Origin of the sequence: Exiguobacterium alkaliphilum 12/1, assembly GCF_000714435.1 — a bacterium.
GTDB classification, from domain to species: Bacteria; Bacillota; Bacilli; order Exiguobacteriales; family Exiguobacteriaceae; genus Exiguobacterium; species Exiguobacterium alkaliphilum.
The window spans coordinates 19,128-37,039 of the sequence record NZ_JJMW01000042.1 but is presented as its reverse complement, the minus strand read 5'-3'; the positions used below and the strand labels follow the sequence as shown (position 1 = coordinate 37,039).

General features: G+C 49.2%; 17 protein-coding genes. All 17 read right to left on the bottom strand.

The window, feature by feature from the left end:
• Window positions 1–18: 18 nt before the first annotated feature.
• The gene (rpmC, locus tag RT52_RS10175; RefSeq protein WP_012727669.1) at window positions 19–222 is read right to left on the bottom strand and encodes a 50S ribosomal protein L29; all 204 of its coding nucleotides are present in this window, start codon (window positions 220–222) and stop codon (window positions 19–21) included.
• Complete coding sequence (gene rplP, locus RT52_RS10170) at window positions 209–646, bottom strand: 50S ribosomal protein L16 (protein WP_012727670.1); 438 nt, start codon at window positions 644–646, stop codon at window positions 209–211. The genes rpmC and rplP overlap by 14 nt, the downstream gene beginning before the upstream one ends.
• A gap of 32 nt (window positions 647–678) precedes the next feature.
• A complete protein-coding gene (rpsC, locus tag RT52_RS10165) occupies window positions 679–1,338 on the bottom strand; it encodes a 30S ribosomal protein S3 (RefSeq protein ID WP_024372187.1) in 660 nt (219 codons plus the stop codon).
• A 13-nt stretch (window positions 1,339–1,351) separates the two neighbouring features.
• A complete protein-coding gene (gene rplV, locus RT52_RS10160; protein ID WP_024372186.1) occupies window positions 1,352–1,684 on the bottom strand; it encodes a 50S ribosomal protein L22 in 333 nt (110 codons plus the stop codon).
• 20 nt (window positions 1,685–1,704) lie between these two features.
• Entirely contained in the window at window positions 1,705–1,980 is a 276-nt protein-coding gene (gene rpsS, locus RT52_RS10155; RefSeq protein ID WP_012727673.1) for a 30S ribosomal protein S19, read from the bottom strand.
• 66 nt (window positions 1,981–2,046) lie between these two features.
• Window positions 2,047–2,877 (bottom strand): 50S ribosomal protein L2, encoded by an 831-nt coding sequence (gene rplB, locus RT52_RS10150; RefSeq protein ID WP_034817133.1) that lies wholly within the window; start codon window positions 2,875–2,877, stop codon window positions 2,047–2,049.
• A gap of 34 nt (window positions 2,878–2,911) precedes the next feature.
• Window positions 2,912–3,193: a 50S ribosomal protein L23 gene (gene rplW / locus RT52_RS10145; RefSeq protein ID WP_024372184.1), complete on the bottom strand. Its 282-nt coding sequence runs from the start codon at window positions 3,191–3,193 to the stop codon at window positions 2,912–2,914.
• Entirely contained in the window at window positions 3,193–3,816 is a 624-nt protein-coding gene (rplD, locus tag RT52_RS10140; RefSeq protein ID WP_034804023.1) for a 50S ribosomal protein L4, read from the bottom strand. Before rplD ends, rplW begins: the two co-directional genes overlap by 1 nt.
• 28 nt (window positions 3,817–3,844) lie before the next feature.
• Window positions 3,845–4,471 (bottom strand): 50S ribosomal protein L3, encoded by a 627-nt coding sequence (gene rplC, locus RT52_RS10135; RefSeq protein ID WP_024372182.1) that lies wholly within the window; start codon window positions 4,469–4,471, stop codon window positions 3,845–3,847.
• A 61-nt stretch (window positions 4,472–4,532) separates the two neighbouring features.
• Window positions 4,533–4,841: a 30S ribosomal protein S10 gene (gene rpsJ / locus RT52_RS10130; protein WP_016508894.1), complete on the bottom strand. Its 309-nt coding sequence runs from the start codon at window positions 4,839–4,841 to the stop codon at window positions 4,533–4,535.
• 378 nt (window positions 4,842–5,219) lie between these two features.
• A complete protein-coding gene (locus tag RT52_RS10125) occupies window positions 5,220–5,729 on the bottom strand; it encodes a hypothetical protein (RefSeq protein WP_034817131.1) in 510 nt (169 codons plus the stop codon).
• A gap of 95 nt (window positions 5,730–5,824) precedes the next feature.
• Window positions 5,825–7,012 (bottom strand): elongation factor Tu, encoded by a 1,188-nt coding sequence (tuf, locus tag RT52_RS10120; protein ID WP_034817130.1) that lies wholly within the window; start codon window positions 7,010–7,012, stop codon window positions 5,825–5,827.
• Between the two features lie 114 nt (window positions 7,013–7,126).
• Window positions 7,127–9,205, bottom strand: coding sequence for an elongation factor G (gene fusA, locus RT52_RS10115; RefSeq protein WP_034804017.1), 2,079 nt, complete (start codon window positions 9,203–9,205; stop codon window positions 7,127–7,129).
• Between the two features lie 116 nt (window positions 9,206–9,321).
• Window positions 9,322–9,789: a 30S ribosomal protein S7 gene (gene rpsG / locus RT52_RS10110; RefSeq protein ID WP_021066600.1), complete on the bottom strand. Its 468-nt coding sequence runs from the start codon at window positions 9,787–9,789 to the stop codon at window positions 9,322–9,324.
• A gap of 52 nt (window positions 9,790–9,841) precedes the next feature.
• Window positions 9,842–10,264: a 30S ribosomal protein S12 gene (rpsL, locus tag RT52_RS10105; protein WP_012727683.1), complete on the bottom strand. Its 423-nt coding sequence runs from the start codon at window positions 10,262–10,264 to the stop codon at window positions 9,842–9,844.
• 288 nt (window positions 10,265–10,552) lie between these two features.
• A complete protein-coding gene (rpoC, locus tag RT52_RS10100) occupies window positions 10,553–14,152 on the bottom strand; it encodes a DNA-directed RNA polymerase subunit beta' (RefSeq protein WP_034817127.1) in 3,600 nt (1,199 codons plus the stop codon).
• Window positions 14,153–14,174: 22 nt separating this feature from the next.
• Complete coding sequence (gene rpoB, locus RT52_RS10095; protein WP_034806381.1) at window positions 14,175–17,723, bottom strand: DNA-directed RNA polymerase subunit beta; 3,549 nt, start codon at window positions 17,721–17,723, stop codon at window positions 14,175–14,177.
• Window positions 17,724–17,912: the final 189 nt, after the last annotated feature.

Below are 17,912 nucleotides of genomic sequence, written 5' to 3'. Positions count from 1 at the left end.
TTCAAGAATCCGATTAGATTAGCCGTTGTTGATGCCGAGTTCGCGTTCACGAAGAATCGTTTTAGCACGCGCAATCGACTTGCGTACTTCACGGATACGAGCAGGATTCTCAAGCTGACCTGTAGCTAATTGGAAACGAAGGTTAAAGAGTTCTTCTTTCCACTCGCCGACTTTACCGTTGAGCTCTTCAGTTGTTGATTGACGGAGATCAGTTGCTTTCATTCGTATCACCACCATTTTCTTCACGTTTCACGAACTTACATTTAACTGGAAGTTTGTGCGATGCAAGACGAAGTGCCTCACGTGCCACTTCCTCAGATACACCTGCGATTTCGAACATTACTTTGCCAGGCTTAACTACAGCTACCCAGCCTTCTGGAGCACCTTTACCCGAACCCATTCGGACTTCGAGAGGCTTTTTCGTGTATGGTTTGTGTGGGAAGATCTTGATCCACACTTTACCACCACGTTTCATATAACGTGTCATTGCGATACGTGCTGATTCGATTTGACGGTTTGTGATCCAGCTCGCTTCGAGAGCTTGGAGACCGAATTCACCGAAATGTACTGTTGTGCCGCGTTTTGCATTCCCGCGCATTTTACCACGGTGTACACGACGATATTTCACGCGTTTAGGTAACAACATAGTGTGTTGCCTCCTTCCTGAAAGAGTGTTTATTATTCAGCGTTTTTCGCTGTGTTGTTTTTTGTTGGAAGAACTTCACCATGGTACAACCAGACTTTAATTCCGATTTTACCGTAAGTTGTGTCTGCTTCAGCTGTTCCGTAGTCGATATCGGCACGGAGTGTGTGAAGTGGAACTGTTCCTTCCGAGTACTTCTCTGAACGAGCGATGTCAGCGCCACCAAGACGACCAGAAACTTCTGTTTTGATCCCTTTGATGCCAGTGCGCATCGAACGTTGAATTGATTGCTTCATTGCACGACGGAAAGATACGCGACCTTCCAATTGACGAGCGATGTTTTCAGCAACGAGTTTTGCAACAGCGTCCGCGTTTTTCACTTCAACAACGTTGATGTGAACACGTTTGCCTTCTGCAAGTTTCGTGATGTTTTTACGGAGTGACTCGATTTCCGAACCACCTTTACCGATAACCATACCTGGTTTCGCAGTGTGAAGCGAAATGTTTACGCGGTTTGCAGCGCGCTCGATTTCTACTTTAGAAACACTAGCATCCTTCATTTTGTTTTCGATATATTCACGAATAACGAAGTCTTCATGAAGGAGATCTGCGTAGTCTTTCTCAGCGTACCAACGCGAATCCCAGTCTTTGATAATACCAACGCGAAGACCGTGCGGATTTACCTTTTGACCCACTACATATCCCTCCTTATTTTTCAGTTACCACGATGTGGATGTGGCTTGTGCGTTTGTTAATACGGCTTGCGCGACCCATCGCACGTGGGCGGAAGCGTTTGAGTGTTGGACCTTCGTTAACAAATGCTTCTGTAACGACAAGGTTCTCAATGTTCATATCGTAGTTGTGCTCTGCGTTAGCAATTGCCGACTTCAATACTTTTTCAACAACTGGCGACGCTGCCTTGTTCGTGTGAGCAAGGACAGAGAGCGCTTCGCCGACTTGTTTCCCGCGAATTAAGTCTACAACGAGACGTGCTTTGCGAGGAGCAAGACGGACCATATTAGCTGATGCTTTAGCTTGCATGGATTTGACCTCCCCTCAAATTACCGTTTCGTTTTCTTGTCTGATCCGTGACCTTTGTACGTGCGTGTTGGAGCGAACTCACCAAGTTTGTGACCAACCATGTCTTCTGTCACGAATACTGGTACGTGTTTGCGACCATCGTGTACACCGAACGTGTGACCCATGAATTCTGGGAAGATCGTCGAGCGACGTGACCAAGTTTTAATAACCTGCTTCTCACCAGATTCGTTGAGTTTGTCAACTTTAGCGAGCAAGTGGTGATCTGCGAATGGACCTTTTTTCAAGCTGCGACCCATGATAGAACCTCCCTTTGGAATGATTCGGGAACGGCCCTTTCGAACCGCCCGAGAATCATGTAGTGATTATTTCTTACGGCGACGGAGAATGTACATGTCGCTCGATTTGTTTTTCTTACGTGTTTTAAGACCAAGAGCTGGTTTACCCCAAGGAGTAAGTGGGCCCGAACGACCGATTGGCGCACGACCTTCACCACCACCGTGTGGGTGATCAACCGGGTTCATGACAGAACCACGTACTGTTGGGCGTTTGCCTAACCAACGTGAACGTCCTGCTTTACCGATGTTAACGAGTTCGTGTTCTTCGTTACCAACTGAACCGACTGTCGCGCGGCAAGTGCCGAGGAACAAGCGTGATTCACCTGATTGAAGACGAACGATGACGTACTTGCCGTCACGTCCTTGGATTTGTGCCGATGCACCAGCCGCACGAACAAGCTGACCGCCTTTACCAGGCTTAAGCTCGATGTTGTGGATAGTAGTACCGACAGGGATGTTTGCGAGTGGCAACGCGTTCCCTACTTTGATGTCCGCTTCTGGGCCAGCCATGATTTCCATGCCTACTTTGATCCCTTTAGGAGCGAGGATGTAACGTTTCTCACCATCTGCATAGTTGATGAGGGCGATGTTCGCTGAACGGTTTGGATCGTACTCGATCGTTGCTACGCGTCCGACGATGCCATCTTTGTTACGTTTGAAATCGATGATACGGTATTTACGTTTGTGTCCGCCACCTTGGTGACGTACAGTCAAACGACCTTGGTTGTTACGTCCGCCTTTTTTCGAAAGCTTTTCAGTTAACGATTTTTCAGGGCGATTCGTAGTGATCTCTGCAAAGTCGAGAGATGTCATGTTACGGCGACCGTTAGTGGTCGGCTTAAACTTTTTAATTGCCATCGAGGATTCCCTCCTTTTCTTGTAAAGTAATCAATTAACCGAGGAAGTCGATTGTGTTGCCTTCAGCAAGAGTTACGATCGCTTTCTTACGACGCGATGTGTAACCAGAGTGACGACCGACACGTTTCGCTTTCGGTTTCATGTTCATTGTGTTTACCGAAGCAACTTTCACGTTGAAGATTGTTTCGATAGCGTGTTTCACTTGCGATTTAGTCGCTTTAACTTCGATCTCGAAAACGTATTTGTTAGCTTCCATGAGGCTAACTGAACGCTCAGTGATGATCGGGCGTTTGATGATATCGTATGCTTGAGCCATTATGCAAGCACCTCCTCTACCTTCGCAACCGCATCTTTAGTGAAGATGACTTTGTCGTTAGCAACGAGGTCAAGAACGTTCACGCCTGCTGCTTCGATCACAGTCACTCCTGGGATGTTACGAGCTGCGAGAGCGATAGTCTCATTGTAGTCCGCTGTGACTACGAGAGCCTTACGTTCTACTGAAAGGCTGTTAAGTACAGCAGCCATATCTTTTGTTTTTGGTGCATCGAAAGCAAGGCCTTCGAGGACGATCATTTCGTTGTTTTGTACTTTAGTCGACAAAGCCGAGAGAAGTGCAAGACGACGAACTTTCTTAGGAAGCTTGTAAGAGTATGAACGTGGAGTTGGACCGAAGACTGTTCCACCACCAACCCATTGTGGTGAGCGGATCGAACCTTGGCGCGCACGACCAGTTCCCTTTTGTTTCCATGGTTTACGGCCGCCACCGCGTACTTCCGAGCGACCTTTCGTATCGTGAGTACCTTGACGGCGTGATGCTTGTTGCATGACGATCGCGTCATAAAGTACTGAATCGTTTGGCTCGATACCGAAGATGGCTTCTGCCAATTCGATTTCGCCAACTTGTGAACCTGTTTGGTTAAGCAAAGCTACTTTAGGCATTCGTAATTCCTCCTTTCCGTGCAGTTAATTAGTTACCTTTTACCGCTGTTTTGATGATGACGTTCGACTTGCGAGCGCCTGGGATTGCGCCTTTAACGAGTACAAGGCCGCGTTCCACGTCAACTTTAACAACTTCAAGGTTTTGAATCGTTTTACGCTCGCCGCCCATTTGACCAGGAAGAAGCTTCCCTTTGAATACGCGGTTAGGAGCTACAGGACCCATCGAACCAGGACGACGGTGGTAGCGCGAACCGTGAGCCATTGGTCCACGTGATTGTCCGTGACGCTTGATCGCACCTTGGAATCCTTTACCTTTTGAAGTACCTGTAACGTCTACTAATTCACCTGCAGCGAAAATGTCCGCCTTGATCTCTTGACCGATTTCGTATCCTTCTACTGAAGTACGAATCTCTTTGATGAAGCGCTTAGGTGTCGCGTTTGCTTTCGCAGCGTGACCTTTTGCCGGTTTGTTTTGACGTGATTCTTTCACGTCGCTGAAACCGAGTTGGACTGCTTCGTAACCGTCCGTTTCAACTGTTTTAAGTTGAAGCACAACGTTTCCTTCGACAGCAACTACTGTTACTGGTACGACTTCGCCTGCTTCGTTGAAGATTTGAGTCATACCGAGTTTTGTTCCTAAGATTCCTTTAGCCATGAGATACACCTCCTGTTTAATAATTATTGTCTCTTCTGGCTAGTATCTACTATATGAAGAATTAAAGTTTGATTTCGATGTCAACACCTGATGGTAATTCGAGGCGCATAAGCGCATCAACCGTTTTTGGTGTTGGGTTGACGATGTCGATCAAGCGTTTGTGTGTACGCATCTCGAACTGCTCACGAGCATCTTTGTACTTGTGAACCGCACGAAGGATCGTGTAGATCGATTTGTCAGTTGGAAGCGGGATTGGTCCCGAAACCTTTGCACCTGAACGCTTCGCAGTTTCAACGATTTTCTCAGCTGATTGATCGAGAACGCGATGGTCGTATGCTTTTAAACGAATACGGATTTTTTCATTTGCCATGTAAGTTTCCCTCCTTTGTCGCCTATTTTAAAAATAGACAGTTCTCCGCGGAAATTTCCACACCGGCCATGGCAAAGCTGCCTGGCGTGTCATAACCTCCCGCTTCATCGCAGCGTGCTTGTGTCAGCAGAGGCATCCGATCATTGCAAATCAACGATTGGACCCGTTTTCTGCTGTAAAGTCTCTCACCACTCGCACAAACACTTAATCATTATATCGAATCCGCAAATGAATTGCAAGATTTGATTTTTTTGAACGCGCCGGATGTCTGATGAGTTATTCAACGTTCACTAATGTAACAAGATTCCGAGCCATTTGCAAGCTATTTTCTTTCTTTTGTTGAACTATTTTCGAAACGAACTCCTGTGTCAACTCGACCTAGCGTTTCATTTCATCTTGAAACCGCGTCATCACCTGCTCGACGATCGAATCCGGGGCCCGCAAGAGGCACGTTCGAACAATCGCCTTATCGAATGCATAATCGTGGAAATACGCCTTGATACGGTCGACTTTATCCGGTCGCTCCATGACCGTGTAAAGCACGGCCCACTCCTCGAGATGCATCCAGCCGTTCACGGGCTCGACGTATGGATGTGTATAGATGCCGTCCGTGCACTTCATCCGAAACGACGCCATCACATCGATCTCCACCCCTTCAACTTCATACTCACCAAAGTACGTTGTTAAATAATCGGCATGCGGTTTTGAATCACGCTTTTCCCCAACTCGACTGAGCACGTTATCAAGTCGCTCAAATTGATCGGGTTCTACAAAAATATCGAAATCATTTGCCACGTCGATGAGTCCATGATGTTTCAGTAACGTCGAACCCCCGATGCGGCATTCGATTCCGTTCAATCGGCACAGCGTCTCTAGTTTCTCTTTCATCATCATCGCTCCTTCGATTCCATATGTGCTATCTTACCATGACGCCACCTAAACAAAAAAAGCGATCCGCAAATGCGGACCGCTTTGAACATCGATTACTCGATGATTTGTGTTACAGAACCAGCACCTACAGTACGGCCACCCTCACGGATTGAGAAACGTGTTCCGTCTTCGATCGCGATTGTAGAAATCAATTCGATCGTCAACTCGATGTTGTCTCCTGGCATTACCATTTCAGTACCTTCTGGAAGGTGAACGATACCTGTTACGTCAGTTGTACGGAAGTAGAACTGCGGACGGTAGTTCGCGAAGAATGGCGTGTGACGGCCACCCTCTTCTTTAGAAAGAACGTAGATTGAAGCTTTGAACTTCGAGTGTGGCGTGATTGAACCTGGCTTAGCAAGTACTTGTCCACGCTCGATGTCGTCGCGTGATACACCACGGAGAAGTGCACCGATGTTGTCGCCAGCTTCAGCGTAGTCGAGAAGCTTACGGAACATCTCTACACCAGTACATACAGTTTTCTTAGTTTCTTCTGTAAGACCAACGATTTCAACTTCGTCGTTGACGCGGAGAACACCACGCTCAACACGACCAGTCGCTACAGTACCGCGACCAGTGATTGAGAATACGTCCTCAACTGGCATCATGAAGTCTTTGTCCGTGTCACGAACTGGCTCGGGGATGTACTCATCAACAGCGTTCATGAGTTCCATGATTTTTTCTTCCCACTGAGCTTCGCCGTTAAGCGCGCCAAGTGCTGAACCTTTGATTACTGGAAGGTCGTCGCCTGGGAAGTCGTACTCAGAAAGAAGTTCACGGATTTCCATTTCAACGAGCTCGAGGAGTTCTTCGTCGTCAACCATGTCAACTTTGTTCATGAATACGACGATGAAAGGAACACCTACTTGACGTGAAAGAAGGATGTGCTCACGTGTTTGTGGCATTGGGCCATCTGTTGCAGAAACAACGAGGATCGCGCCGTCCATTTGTGCAGCACCAGTGATCATGTTTTTAACATAGTCAGCGTGACCTGGGCAGTCAACGTGTGCATAGTGGCGTTTCTCAGTTTCGTACTCGATGTGAGCTGTTGCGATTGTGATACCGCGCTCGCGCTCTTCAGGAGCACCATCGATTTGGTCAAACTTCGTAGCAGCCTTACCTTGTGCTTTTGAAAGTACAGCAGAGATTGCTGCAGTCAAAGTAGTTTTACCGTGGTCGACGTGGCCGATTGTACCAACGTTAACGTGCGGTTTAGAACGGTCGAATTTTTCTTTACCCATTCTAGATTCCTCCTCTATTAGACAATTAGTTTTTATTTAACTAGGAAGACGTAGGCTACTTTTAACATACGTCCTCCTTAGCTTACAACAATCAATTCAGCGTTACAACCGTTATTAGCCGTTCGCTTTTTTGATGATTTCTTCAGCAATTGACTTCGGTACTTCTTCGTAGTGGTCGAAGTGCATCGAGTACGTTCCGCGTCCTTGTGTACGTGAACGAAGTGACGTTGCATATCCGAACATTTCCGAAAGTGGAACCATCGCCTTAACGACTTGTGCGTTACCGCGTGCTTCCATACCTTCTACGCGTCCACGGCGTGACGTGACGTCACCCATGATGTCTCCCAAGTATTCTTCTGGGATAACAACTTCAACACGCATCATTGGCTCAAGGATAACAGCTTTCGCTTGTTCCTTAAGTTGTTTAACCGCCATCGAAGCAGCAACTTTAAACGCCATCTCGTTCGAGTCGACATCGTGGTACGATCCGAAGACGAGGGCAGCTTTAACGTCAACTACTGGGTAGCCAGCGAGGATACCGTTTTCGAGAGCTTCTTCAATCCCGTTTTGAACAGCTGGGACGTATTCACGTGGGACAACACCACCGACGATCTTGTTCTCGAATGCGAATCCAGCGCCTTCTTCGTTCGGCTCGAATTCTACGACAACGTGACCGTACTGACCGCGTCCACCCGATTGACGTACGAATTTCGAATCGATCTTCGCAGCGCCACGGATTGTCTCACGGTAAGCAACTTGTGGTGCACCAACGTTTGCTTCTACTTTGAATTCGCGACGCATACGGTCAACGAGGATATCAAGGTGAAGCTCACCCATACCAGAGATGATCGTTTGACCTGTCTCTTGGTTTGTTTCAGTGCGGAATGTTGGATCCTCTTCTGCGAGTTTCGCGAGGGCTTGACCCATCTTGTCTTGGTCAGCTTTCGATTTAGGCTCGATTGCGACCGAGATAACCGGTTCTGGGAATGTCATTGACTCGAGAACGACGTTGTCTTTCTCTGAGCAAAGCGTATCACCAGTCGTTGTATCTTTAAGACCAACAGCTGCGGCGATGTCACCAGCGTATACCATTGGAATTTCTTCACGGCTGTTCGCGTGCATTTGAAGGATACGACCGAGACGCTCACGCTTCCCTTTAGTCGAGTTCTTCACATACGAACCAGCTTGTGCTGTACCAGAGTACACACGGAAGAATGTCAATTTACCGACGTAAGGGTCAGTCATGACTTTGAATGCGAGTGCCGAGAACGGCGCTTCATCCGAAGGTTCACGCGTGATTTCTTCTTCTGTATCGAGGTTAACCCCTTTGATTGACTCAACATCAACTGGTGATGGGAGGTAATCAACAACTGCGTCCAACATCAATTGAACACCTTTGTTTTTGAAGGCCGAACCAACGAGTACAGGGTAGAATTCTACGCTGAGTGTTGCTTTACGAATACCAGCTTTGAGTTCTTCGATTGAGATCTCTTCGCCTTCGAGGTATTTCATCATCAACTCTTCGTTGTAGTCCGCGACCGCTTCGATCAATTGACCGCGAAGTTCTTCAGCTTGGTCAGCCATGTCAGCTGGGAAGCCTTCGATTACTTCGATGTCTGTACCGAGGTCGTTCGAGTACATGTACGTCTTCATTTCGACGAGGTCAACGATTCCTTTGAATTCGTCTTCCGCACCGATTGGAAGTTGGATTGGGTGTGCATTGGCTTGAAGACGCTCGTGAAGTGTTTTCACCGAGTACAAGAAGTCCGCACCGATCTTATCCATCTTGTTGACGAATACGACACGTGGAACACCGTAAGTCGTCGCTTGACGCCATACAGTTTCTGTTTGTGGTTCAACACCTGATTGTGCATCAAGTACTGCTACTGCGCCATCAAGTACACGAAGTGAACGCTCAACTTCAACTGTGAAGTCTACGTGTCCAGGTGTATCGATGATGTTTACACGGTGGCCATTCCACTGTGCAGTTGTCGCTGCAGAAGTGATCGTGATTCCACGCTCTTGCTCCTGCTCCATCCAGTCCATTTGTGAAGCTCCTTCATGAGTTTCACCAATTTTGTGGATACGACCTGTGTAATAAAGAATACGTTCAGTCGTTGTCGTTTTACCGGCATCGATGTGAGCCATGATCCCGATGTTACGAGTATTCTTTAGGGAGAATTCTCTTGCCATACTGGGTATTCTCCTTCCGCATGTGTTTTTCGTGTGCTGGCACACGATATGATTATACCCGAAAGCCACTCCATTAAGCCACCGCTTGGTGACGTGGAGTGGACTTTACGTTTAAATTACCAACGATAGTGAGCAAACGCTTTGTTCGCTTCTGCCATCTTATGCATGTCTTCGCGTTTCTTAACTGAAGCACCAGTGTTATTGGCTGCATCCATGATTTCGTTCGCGATACGTTGCTCCATCGTCTTCTCGTTGCGGAGACGAGCGTAGTTCACGAGGTAACGAAGACCAAGTGTCGTACGGCGCTCTGGACGAACTTCAACAGGAACTTGGTAGTTTGCTCCACCAACACGGCGAGCTTTAACTTCAAGTACAGGCATGATGTTGTTCATTGCTTCTTCGAACACTTCCATAGGCTCTTTGCCTGAGCGTTCAGCGATGAGGCCAAATGCGTTGTAAATGATAGTTTGAGCTGTACCTTTTTTACCGTCTAACATGACACGGTTAATGAGGCGAGTTACCAATTTCGAGTTGTAGATCGGATCTGCGATAACGTCACGACGTTCTGCACGGTTTTTACGCATCCGAGTACCCTCCTTTCAAAATTTCAGTAGTTGTAGTTTTAGTAAGCGAGAATTACTTCTTCGCAGCTTTCGGACGTTTCGTACCGTATTTAGAACGGCCTTGCATACGTCCGTCAACACCTGCAGTGTCAAGCGCACCACGAACGATGTGGTAACGTACCCCTGGTAAGTCTTTTACACGTCCTCCACGGATAAGAACAACGCTGTGCTCTTGAAGGTTGTGGCCAATACCTGGGATGTACGCAGTCACTTCGATTTGGTTCGTCAAGCGAACACGAGCATACTTACGTAACGCCGAGTTCGGTTTCTTCGGAGTCATTGTACCAACACGTGTACAAACACCACGTTTTTGTGGCGAGCTCACGTTTGTTTGTGACTTGATGAAACTGTTGTAACCTTTGTTAAGTGCTGGAGAGTCAGATTTAACGACTTTCGATTTACGTCCTTTACGGACTAACTGGTTGATAGTAGGCATCTTTGAAGATCCTCCCTTCCTGAATTGTGCTATTTTCTAGACCCACCGACCCGGGTGGTTCATTTAAGGTCATAACGAAACGCCTTTACGAGGCGTAGGCATTCCATGACCTCGCAAAAACGTGAGTTATACCTTGAAAGTGGCAAAGATAGCAGCCAAATCCTTCCGAAGAAAGATCGGGTGACGTCCAAGTAGCTTGCCGACTGCTGGACACCGTTGTCTACGACAACAACCGATTGGCGGCACTAAATCATAGTAGCACCGCCAATGAATGCTGTCAAGACGTTTTTATTCCACTGTCGTGTCTTCGAGAGCGACTTCTGCCTTGTCCTCTTTGAGCTGGACATCGCGGTAAACCGGCATCCCTGTACCAGCAGGAACGAGCTTACCGATGATGACGTTCTCTTTGAGACCGAGGAGATAGTCACGCTTGCCTTTGATGGCAGCGTCTGTCAACACGCGAGTCGTTTCTTGGAACGAAGCGGCCGAGAGGAACGAATCTGTCTCGAGCGACGCTTTCGTGATTCCGAGAAGGACCGGTTTGGCCGTCGCCGGGCTCTTGCCGTCGCGGAGAGCATCTTTACATGCCTCTTTGAAGACGCTGATATCGACGAGTGAACCTGGGAGAAGCGGCGTGTCACCTGATTCGATGACTTTGACGCGACGAAGCATTTGGCGAACCATGACCTCGACGTGCTTATCGCCGATTTCTACCCCTTGCATCCGGTATACTTTTTGAACTTCTTGGAGAAGATAGTTCTGAACACCCGATACACCACGGACGGTGAGCAATTCTTTCGGATCGATCGAACCTTCCGTGAAGACTTCCCCAGCGTCGACCGTATCGCCGATTTGGACACGGAGACGTGCTCCGAACGGAATCGTGTACGAACGTGTTTCGCTGAGCCCTTCGACTGTGAGTTCACGCTTGTCGCGCGACTCGGTGAAGTCGATGACCGTACCCGGGATTTCCGAGATGACCGCTTGACCTTTCGGGTTACGGGCCTCGAATACCTCTTGGATACGCGGAAGACCTTGTGTGATATCATCTCCGGCTACACCACCTGTGTGGAAGGTACGCATCGTAAGCTGCGTTCCTGGCTCACCGATTGATTGCGCGGCGATGATTCCGACAGCTTCCCCGACTTCGACGTTCGAACCGGTCGCCAAGTTGCGTCCGTAACACTTCTTACATACGCCGTGTGACGTGTTACATGTGAAGGCAGTACGGATTTCAACGCGCTCAACGCCAGCATCGACGATTTCACGGGCAAGCTCTTCGGTGATGAGTTGGTTCTTCTCGACCATGACTTCTCCCGTTTCCGGATGTGCCACTGTCTCGAACGATGTACGGCCGACGAGGCGGTCATACAAGCTTTCGATTTCTTCCGTGCCTTCGCGGAGAGCGGCGACGCGGATTCCGCGGTCCGTTTCACAATCTTCTTCACGGATGATGACATCTTGGGCAACGTCGACGAGACGACGCGTCAAGTAACCTGAGTCAGCCGTCTTAAGGGCTGTATCGGCAAGACCTTTACGCGCACCGTGCGTCGAGATGAAGTACTCTTGAACCGTCAGTCCCTCACGGAACGACGATTTGATCGGAAGTTCGATGATGCGGCCAGATGGAGCGGCCATCAAACCACGCATCCCTGCGAGCTGCGTGAAGTTGGACGCGTTACCACGGGCACCAGAATCAGACATCATGAAGATCGGGTTCAAGCGGTTGAGGGATTTCATCAAGCGTGACTGAATCTCATCTTTCGCTTCGTTCCACGACCGGACGACACGCTCATAGCGCTCATCTTCAGTGATGAGACCACGGCGGAACGATTTCATGATTTGGTCGACTTGTTTCTGTGCTTCATCGAGGATTTCTTGTTTATCCGGAAGAACGATGATGTCCGAGATCCCGACCGTCACACCCGCTTTTGTCGAGTGTTTGAAGCCGAGGTCTTTCATCCGGTCAAGCATGCGGCTTGTTTCAGTCGTTTCAAACTTCTGGAACACTTCCGCGATGACTTTTCCAAGGAATCCTTTTTTGAACGGCTCGACGAGTGGACGTGCGGCGATTTCTTCCGCGACGTTCGCACCTTTGTCGATGAAGTACTTGTCAGGTGTTGCTTCCTGCAAGTTTTCCATTGACGGCTCGTTCAAGTATGGGAACGTGTTCGGCAAGATTTCGTTAAAGATCATCTTTCCGACCGTCGTGATCAATAGTTTCTCATTTTGTTCGTCAGTGAACGTCGGGTTGTTGAGTGTCCGCGCCGGAACCGCCACACGCGAGTGCAAGTGGACGTAACCGTTTTGGTACGCGATGAGTGCTTCGTTGACGTTCGACATGATCTTCCCTTGACCGATGGCATCGTCGCGCTCAAGCGAGATGTAGTAGTTACCGAGGACCATATCCTGCGATGGTGTAACGACTGGTTTTCCATCTTTCGGGTTCAAAATGTTTTGTGCTGCGAGCATGAGAAGACGAGCTTCCGCTTGCGCTTCTGCAGAAAGTGGAACGTGAACCGCCATTTGGTCACCATCGAAGTCGGCGTTGTAAGCCGTACATACGAGCGGGTGAAGGCGAATCGCGCGACCTTCTACGAGAATCGGTTCAAACGCCTGGATTCCGAGACGGTGAAGCGTCGGGGCACGGTTCAAGAGAACCGGATGCTCACGGATGACTTCTTCAAGGACGCCCCAGATTTCAGGTTGCATCTTCTCAATCTTGCGTTTTGCGTTCTTGATGTTCGACGCGATGCCGCGACCGACGAGTTCTTTCATCACGAACGGCTTAAAGAGTTCGAGTGCCATCTCTTTCGGGAGACCACACTGGTACATCTTCAAGTTTGGTCCAACGACGATAACCGAACGTCCTGAGTAGTCGACCCGTTTACCAAGAAGGTTTTGACGGAAACGACCCTGTTTCCCTTTCAACATGTGTGAAAGTGATTTGAGCGGACGGTTACCAGGACCTGTGACCGGACGTCCACGACGACCGTTATCAATCAAAGCGTCAACCGCTTCTTGAAGCATACGCTTCTCGTTTTGCACGATGATGTTCGGCGCGCCGAGGTCGAGCAAACGTTTGAGACGGTTGTTACGGTTGATGACACGACGATATAAATCGTTCAAGTCCGATGTCGCGAAGCGTCCACCGTCGAGCTGCACCATCGGGCGAAGCTCTGGCGGGATGACAGGAAGTACTTCAAGGATCATCCAGTCCGGATTGTTCCCTGACGTGAAGAATGCATCGAGCACTTCAAGACGTTTAATCGCACGTGTACGACGTTGGCCTTGAACCGTCTTCAATTCTTCGCGGAGTTCTCCGACTTCCTTCTCGAGTTGTACGTCTTGAAGGAGTGTCCGAATCGCTTCCGCACCCATGTCTGCTTTGAAGTCGCTACCGTATTTCTCGCGGTAGAGACGGAATTCTTTTTCCGAGAGGAGTTGCTTCTTCTCGAGCGGTGTGTCACCTGGCTCGGTCACGACGTACGACGCGAAGTAAATGACTTCTTCGAGCGCACGTGGTGACATGTCGAGCACAAGCCCCATCCGGCTTGGAATTCCTTTGAAGTACCAGATATGCGAAACCGGTGCCGCGAGCTCGATATGGCCCATACGCTCGCGACGCACTTTCGCTTTCGTCACTTCAACGCCACAGCGGTCACAAATGACTCCTTTATAACGGATTCGTTTGTACTTCCCGCAGTAACATTCCCACTCTTTCGTCGGACCGAAGATTCGTTCACAGAACAATCCGTCCTTCTCTGGTTTAAGTGTACGATAGTTGATTGTTTCCGGCTTTTTGACTTCCCCGTAAGACCACGAACGGATCTTCTCCGGTGAAGCCAAGCCGATTTTCATATATTCAAATCGATTAACATCTACCAAGGGGCCGACCTCCCTTTTCGCCTTATTCCTCTTCCGTAACAGTCGGTTGAACGACTTGTTCTAACGCCGATGTTGCGTTCGGGATGTTGTCGTCATCTTCATCTTTCATTTCGACTTCTTCATCGTCCGCAGACATCATCTTGACTTCCATACCGAGTGCTTGAAGCTCTTTAATCAAGACGCGGAACGATTCAGGAACGCCCGCTTTCGGAACGCTCTCGCCTTTCACGATCGCTTCGTATGCTTTCACACGACCGACCGTGTCATCCGACTTGATTGTCAAGATTTCTTGGAGCGTGTAGGCTGCGCCGTACGCTTCAAGTGCCCAAACTTCCATCTCACCGAAGCGCTGTCCACCGAACTGTGCTTTACCACCGAGCGGTTGTTGCGTGACGAGTGAGTATGGTCCAGTCGAACGAGCGTGAAGTTTATCATCAACCATGTGCGCGAGTTTGATCATGTACATGACACCGACCGAGACGCGGTTATCGAACGGTTCACCAGTACGCCCGTCGTAGAGACGAGTCTTGGCATCCTTGTCCATTCCAGCTTCTTCAATCGTTGCCCATACGTCTTCCTCACGCGCACCATCGAATACAGGTGTCGCCACTTTAATGCCGAGCTTCTTCGCCGCCATCCCAAGGTGGAGTTCGAGTACCTGACCGATGTTCATACGCGATGGTACACCAAGCGGGTTAAGCATGATGTCAATTGGTGTGCCGTCTGGCATGTATGGCATATCTTCTTCTGGGAGAATGCGCGAGATAACACCTTTGTTACCGTGACGTCCCGCCATTTTATCCCCTTCGTGAATCTTACGTTTTTGAACGATGTAGACACGAACCATTTGGTTCACGCCTGGTGAGAGTTCGTCACCGTTTTCACGATCGAACACTTTGACGTCCAAGATGATGCCGTCGCCACCGTTTGGTACACGGAGTGACGTATCACGGACTTCACGTGCCTTCTCACCGAAGATCGCATGCAAGAGACGCTCTTCCGCCGTCAATTCCGTCACACCTTTAGGCGTTACTTTACCGACGAGGATGTCGCCATCCTTGACTTCCGCACCGATGCGGATGATCCCACGATCGTCCAAGTTGCGAAGTGCGTCATCACCGACGTTTGGAATATCACGTGTGATTTCCTCAGGTCCGAGTTTCGTATCGCGTGACTCTGACTCGTACTCTTCGATATGAATCGACGTGTACACATCATCTTTCACGAGACGCTCACTCATGATGATCGCATCCTCATAGTTGTAACCGTCCCATGTCATGAAGGCGACGACGACGTTACGGCCGAGCGCGAGCTCACCCATATCCATCGACGGACCGTCAGCAAGGATTTCTCCTTTTTCGACACGGTCGCCAGCAGCGATGATTGGCTTCTGGTTGTAGCATGTCCCTTGGTTCGAGCGGACATATTTTTGAAGTTTATAGCGGTCGAGGTCACCTGAAACTTCAGAGCCGTTCACGTCAGACGTGCGACGGACTAAGATTTCACGTGCTGTGACACGCTCGACGACACCTGGGAACTTGGCGATAATCGCGGCTCCAGAGTCTTTCGCTGACACGTACTCCATTCCAGTCCCGATAATCGGTGAATCTGGTTGGAGAAGTGGTACAGCTTGACGTTGCATGTTCGCTCCCATGAGGGCACGGTTCGAGTCATCGTTCTCAAGGAACGGGATACATGCCGTCGCGGCAGAAACAACCTGTTTCGGCGAAACGTCCATGTAATCGACTCGGCTCGGCTCAACTGACAAGTTTTGTCCGCGGAAGCGGCAAAGAACTTGTGCGTCGGCAAAGTGACCGTCTTCCGTGAGCGGCATGTTCGCCTGGGCGACGACGTAGAGATCTTCTTCGTCCGCCGTCATATATTGAATCTCGCCTGTGACGAGACCAGTTTCCGGGTCAACACGACGGTACGGCGCTTCGATGAACCCGTACTCGTTTACTTTCGCATAAGACGAAAGTGAGTTGATGAGACCGATGTTCGGTCCTTCTGGTGTTTCAATTGGACACATCCGACCGTAGTGCGAATAGTGAACGTCTCGAACTTCGAAGCCGGCACGCTCACGTGTCAAACCACCCGGTCCAAGTGCAGAGAGACGACGCTTATGCGTCAATTCTGCGAGCGGGTTCGTTTGGTCCATGAACTGTGACAACTGCGAGCTACCGAAGAACTCTTTCAGTGATGCAATCACCGGGCGAATGTTGATGAGCGCCTGAGGTGTGATCGCGTTTTGATCTTGAATCGACATCCGTTCTTTTACGACACGTTCCATCCGCGAGAGACCGATGCGGAATTGGTTTTGGAGAAGCTCTCCGACTGAACGAAGACGACGGTTTCCTAAGTGGTCGATGTCATCTGTTGTTCCGACTTCGTGAAGTAAGTTGAAGAAGTAGTTGATCGATGCGATGATATCGGCCGGTGTGATATGTTTCACGCTACGGTCGATATTGCCGTTACCGATAATGTTCAAAATACGCTCTCCGTCTGGGTCATCCGGTGAGATGACTTTAATCGACTGAAGACCGAACGGTTCACCTTCCGCGACGCCGCCTGTCGGCTCTGCGTCCATGTAGCCAAGGCCGTTCTCCAAATGCGGGAGGACGCGGTCAAGGTTACGACGGTCGAGTACCGTGCCAGCCTCTGCGATCACTTCGCCTGTTTCCGGGTCAACGAGCGTTTCCGCCAACTTTTGTCCGAACAAGCGATTCTTTAGATGAAGCTTTTTGTTCATCTTATAGCGACCAACGTTTGCGAGGTCATAGCGTTTCGGGTCGAAGAAACGTGAGACGAGAAGTGATTTCGCGTTCTCAACCGTTGGTGGCTCACCAGGGCGGAGACGCTCATAAATCTCAATCAATGCTTTTTCTGTCGACTCGGTGTTATCTTTTTCAAGGGTGTTACGAAGATATTCGTCGTCGCCTAAAAGGTCGATAATTTCTTGGTCCGTGCCGAATCCGAGCGCACGCAACAACACCGTTACCGGGATTTTGCGGGTACGGTCGATACGGACATACACGATATCTTTGGCATCTGTTTCGAGCTCGAGCCATGCCCCACGGTTCGGGATGACGGTCGCGCCGAAACCACGCTTACCATTTTTATCGAGCTTCGAGTTGTAATAAACGCTCGGTGAACGAACAAGCTGAGAAACGATGACGCGCTCGGCGCCGTTAATGATAAACGTTCCTGACTCTGTCATGAGCGGGAAATCCCCCATGAACACTTCTTGCTCTTTCAATTCACCTGTTTCTTTGTTTTGCAGACGTACTTTTACGCGAAGTGGCGCAGAGTAAGTAACGTCTCGCTCCTTCGACTCATCGATCGAGTACTTCGGCTCGCTGAGCGAGTAATCGATGAACTCGAGTACGAGGTTTCCTGTGAAGTCAGAGATTGGTGAAATGTCCGTGAACATCTCTTTCAATCCTTCACGCAAGAACCACTCATACGAAGCAGTTTGAATTTCAATCAAATTCGGAAGCTCTAATACCTCACTGATACGGGCAAAGCTTCTTCTCTGACGGTGACGACCGTACTGAACAAGTTGACCAGTCAACTGATTCACCTCGCAGACCCCCAATTCTTTAGCGAATTTTTCGGGCGTAATAATCGAACATTGTCATTGAATGTCGCTCTTTTTCCGCGTCTAAAAAGCGGCAAACGCGGCAGTTCCAAGCGAATTCCATTCCAATGGCATTTTATAATGTTAGCATATACGTTATAGCGAGTCAACAAGACTTCGCCG

Bases quoted from the DNA above. Each gene is read 5' to 3' on its own strand.
- rpsL (WP_012727683.1), bottom strand. From the start codon at position 10,264: ATGCCTACTATCAACCAGTTAGTCCGTAAAGGACGTAAATCGAAAGTC.
- RT52_RS10125 (WP_034817131.1), bottom strand. From the start codon at position 5,729: ATGAAAGAGAAACTAGAGACGCTGTGCCGATTGAACGGAATCGAATGC.
- rplP (WP_012727670.1), bottom strand. From the start codon at position 646: ATGTTGTTACCTAAACGCGTGAAATATCGTCGTGTACACCGTGGTAAA.
- rpmC (WP_012727669.1), bottom strand. From the start codon at position 222: ATGAAAGCAACTGATCTCCGTCAATCAACAACTGAAGAGCTCAACGGT.
- rpsS (WP_012727673.1), bottom strand. From the start codon at position 1,980: ATGGGTCGCAGCTTGAAAAAAGGTCCATTCGCAGATCACCACTTGCTC.
- rplC (WP_024372182.1), bottom strand. From the start codon at position 4,471: ATGGCTAAAGGAATCTTAGGAACAAAACTCGGTATGACTCAAATCTTC.
- tuf (WP_034817130.1), bottom strand. From the start codon at position 7,012: ATGGGTAAAGAAAAATTCGACCGTTCTAAACCGCACGTTAACGTTGGT.
- rplW (WP_024372184.1), bottom strand. From the start codon at position 3,193: ATGGCTCAAGCATACGATATCATCAAACGCCCGATCATCACTGAGCGT.
- fusA (WP_034804017.1), bottom strand. From the start codon at position 9,205: ATGGCAAGAGAATTCTCCCTAAAGAATACTCGTAACATCGGGATCATG.
- rplD (WP_034804023.1), bottom strand. From the start codon at position 3,816: ATGCCTAAAGTAGCTTTGCTTAACCAAACAGGTTCACAAGTTGGCGAA.
- rplB (WP_034817133.1), bottom strand. From the start codon at position 2,877: ATGGCAATTAAAAAGTTTAAGCCGACCACTAACGGTCGCCGTAACATG.
- rplV (WP_024372186.1), bottom strand. From the start codon at position 1,684: ATGCAAGCTAAAGCATCAGCTAATATGGTCCGTCTTGCTCCTCGCAAA.
- rpsG (WP_021066600.1), bottom strand. From the start codon at position 9,789: ATGCGTAAAAACCGTGCAGAACGTCGTGACGTTATCGCAGATCCGATC.
- rpsJ (WP_016508894.1), bottom strand. From the start codon at position 4,841: ATGGCAAATGAAAAAATCCGTATTCGTTTAAAAGCATACGACCATCGC.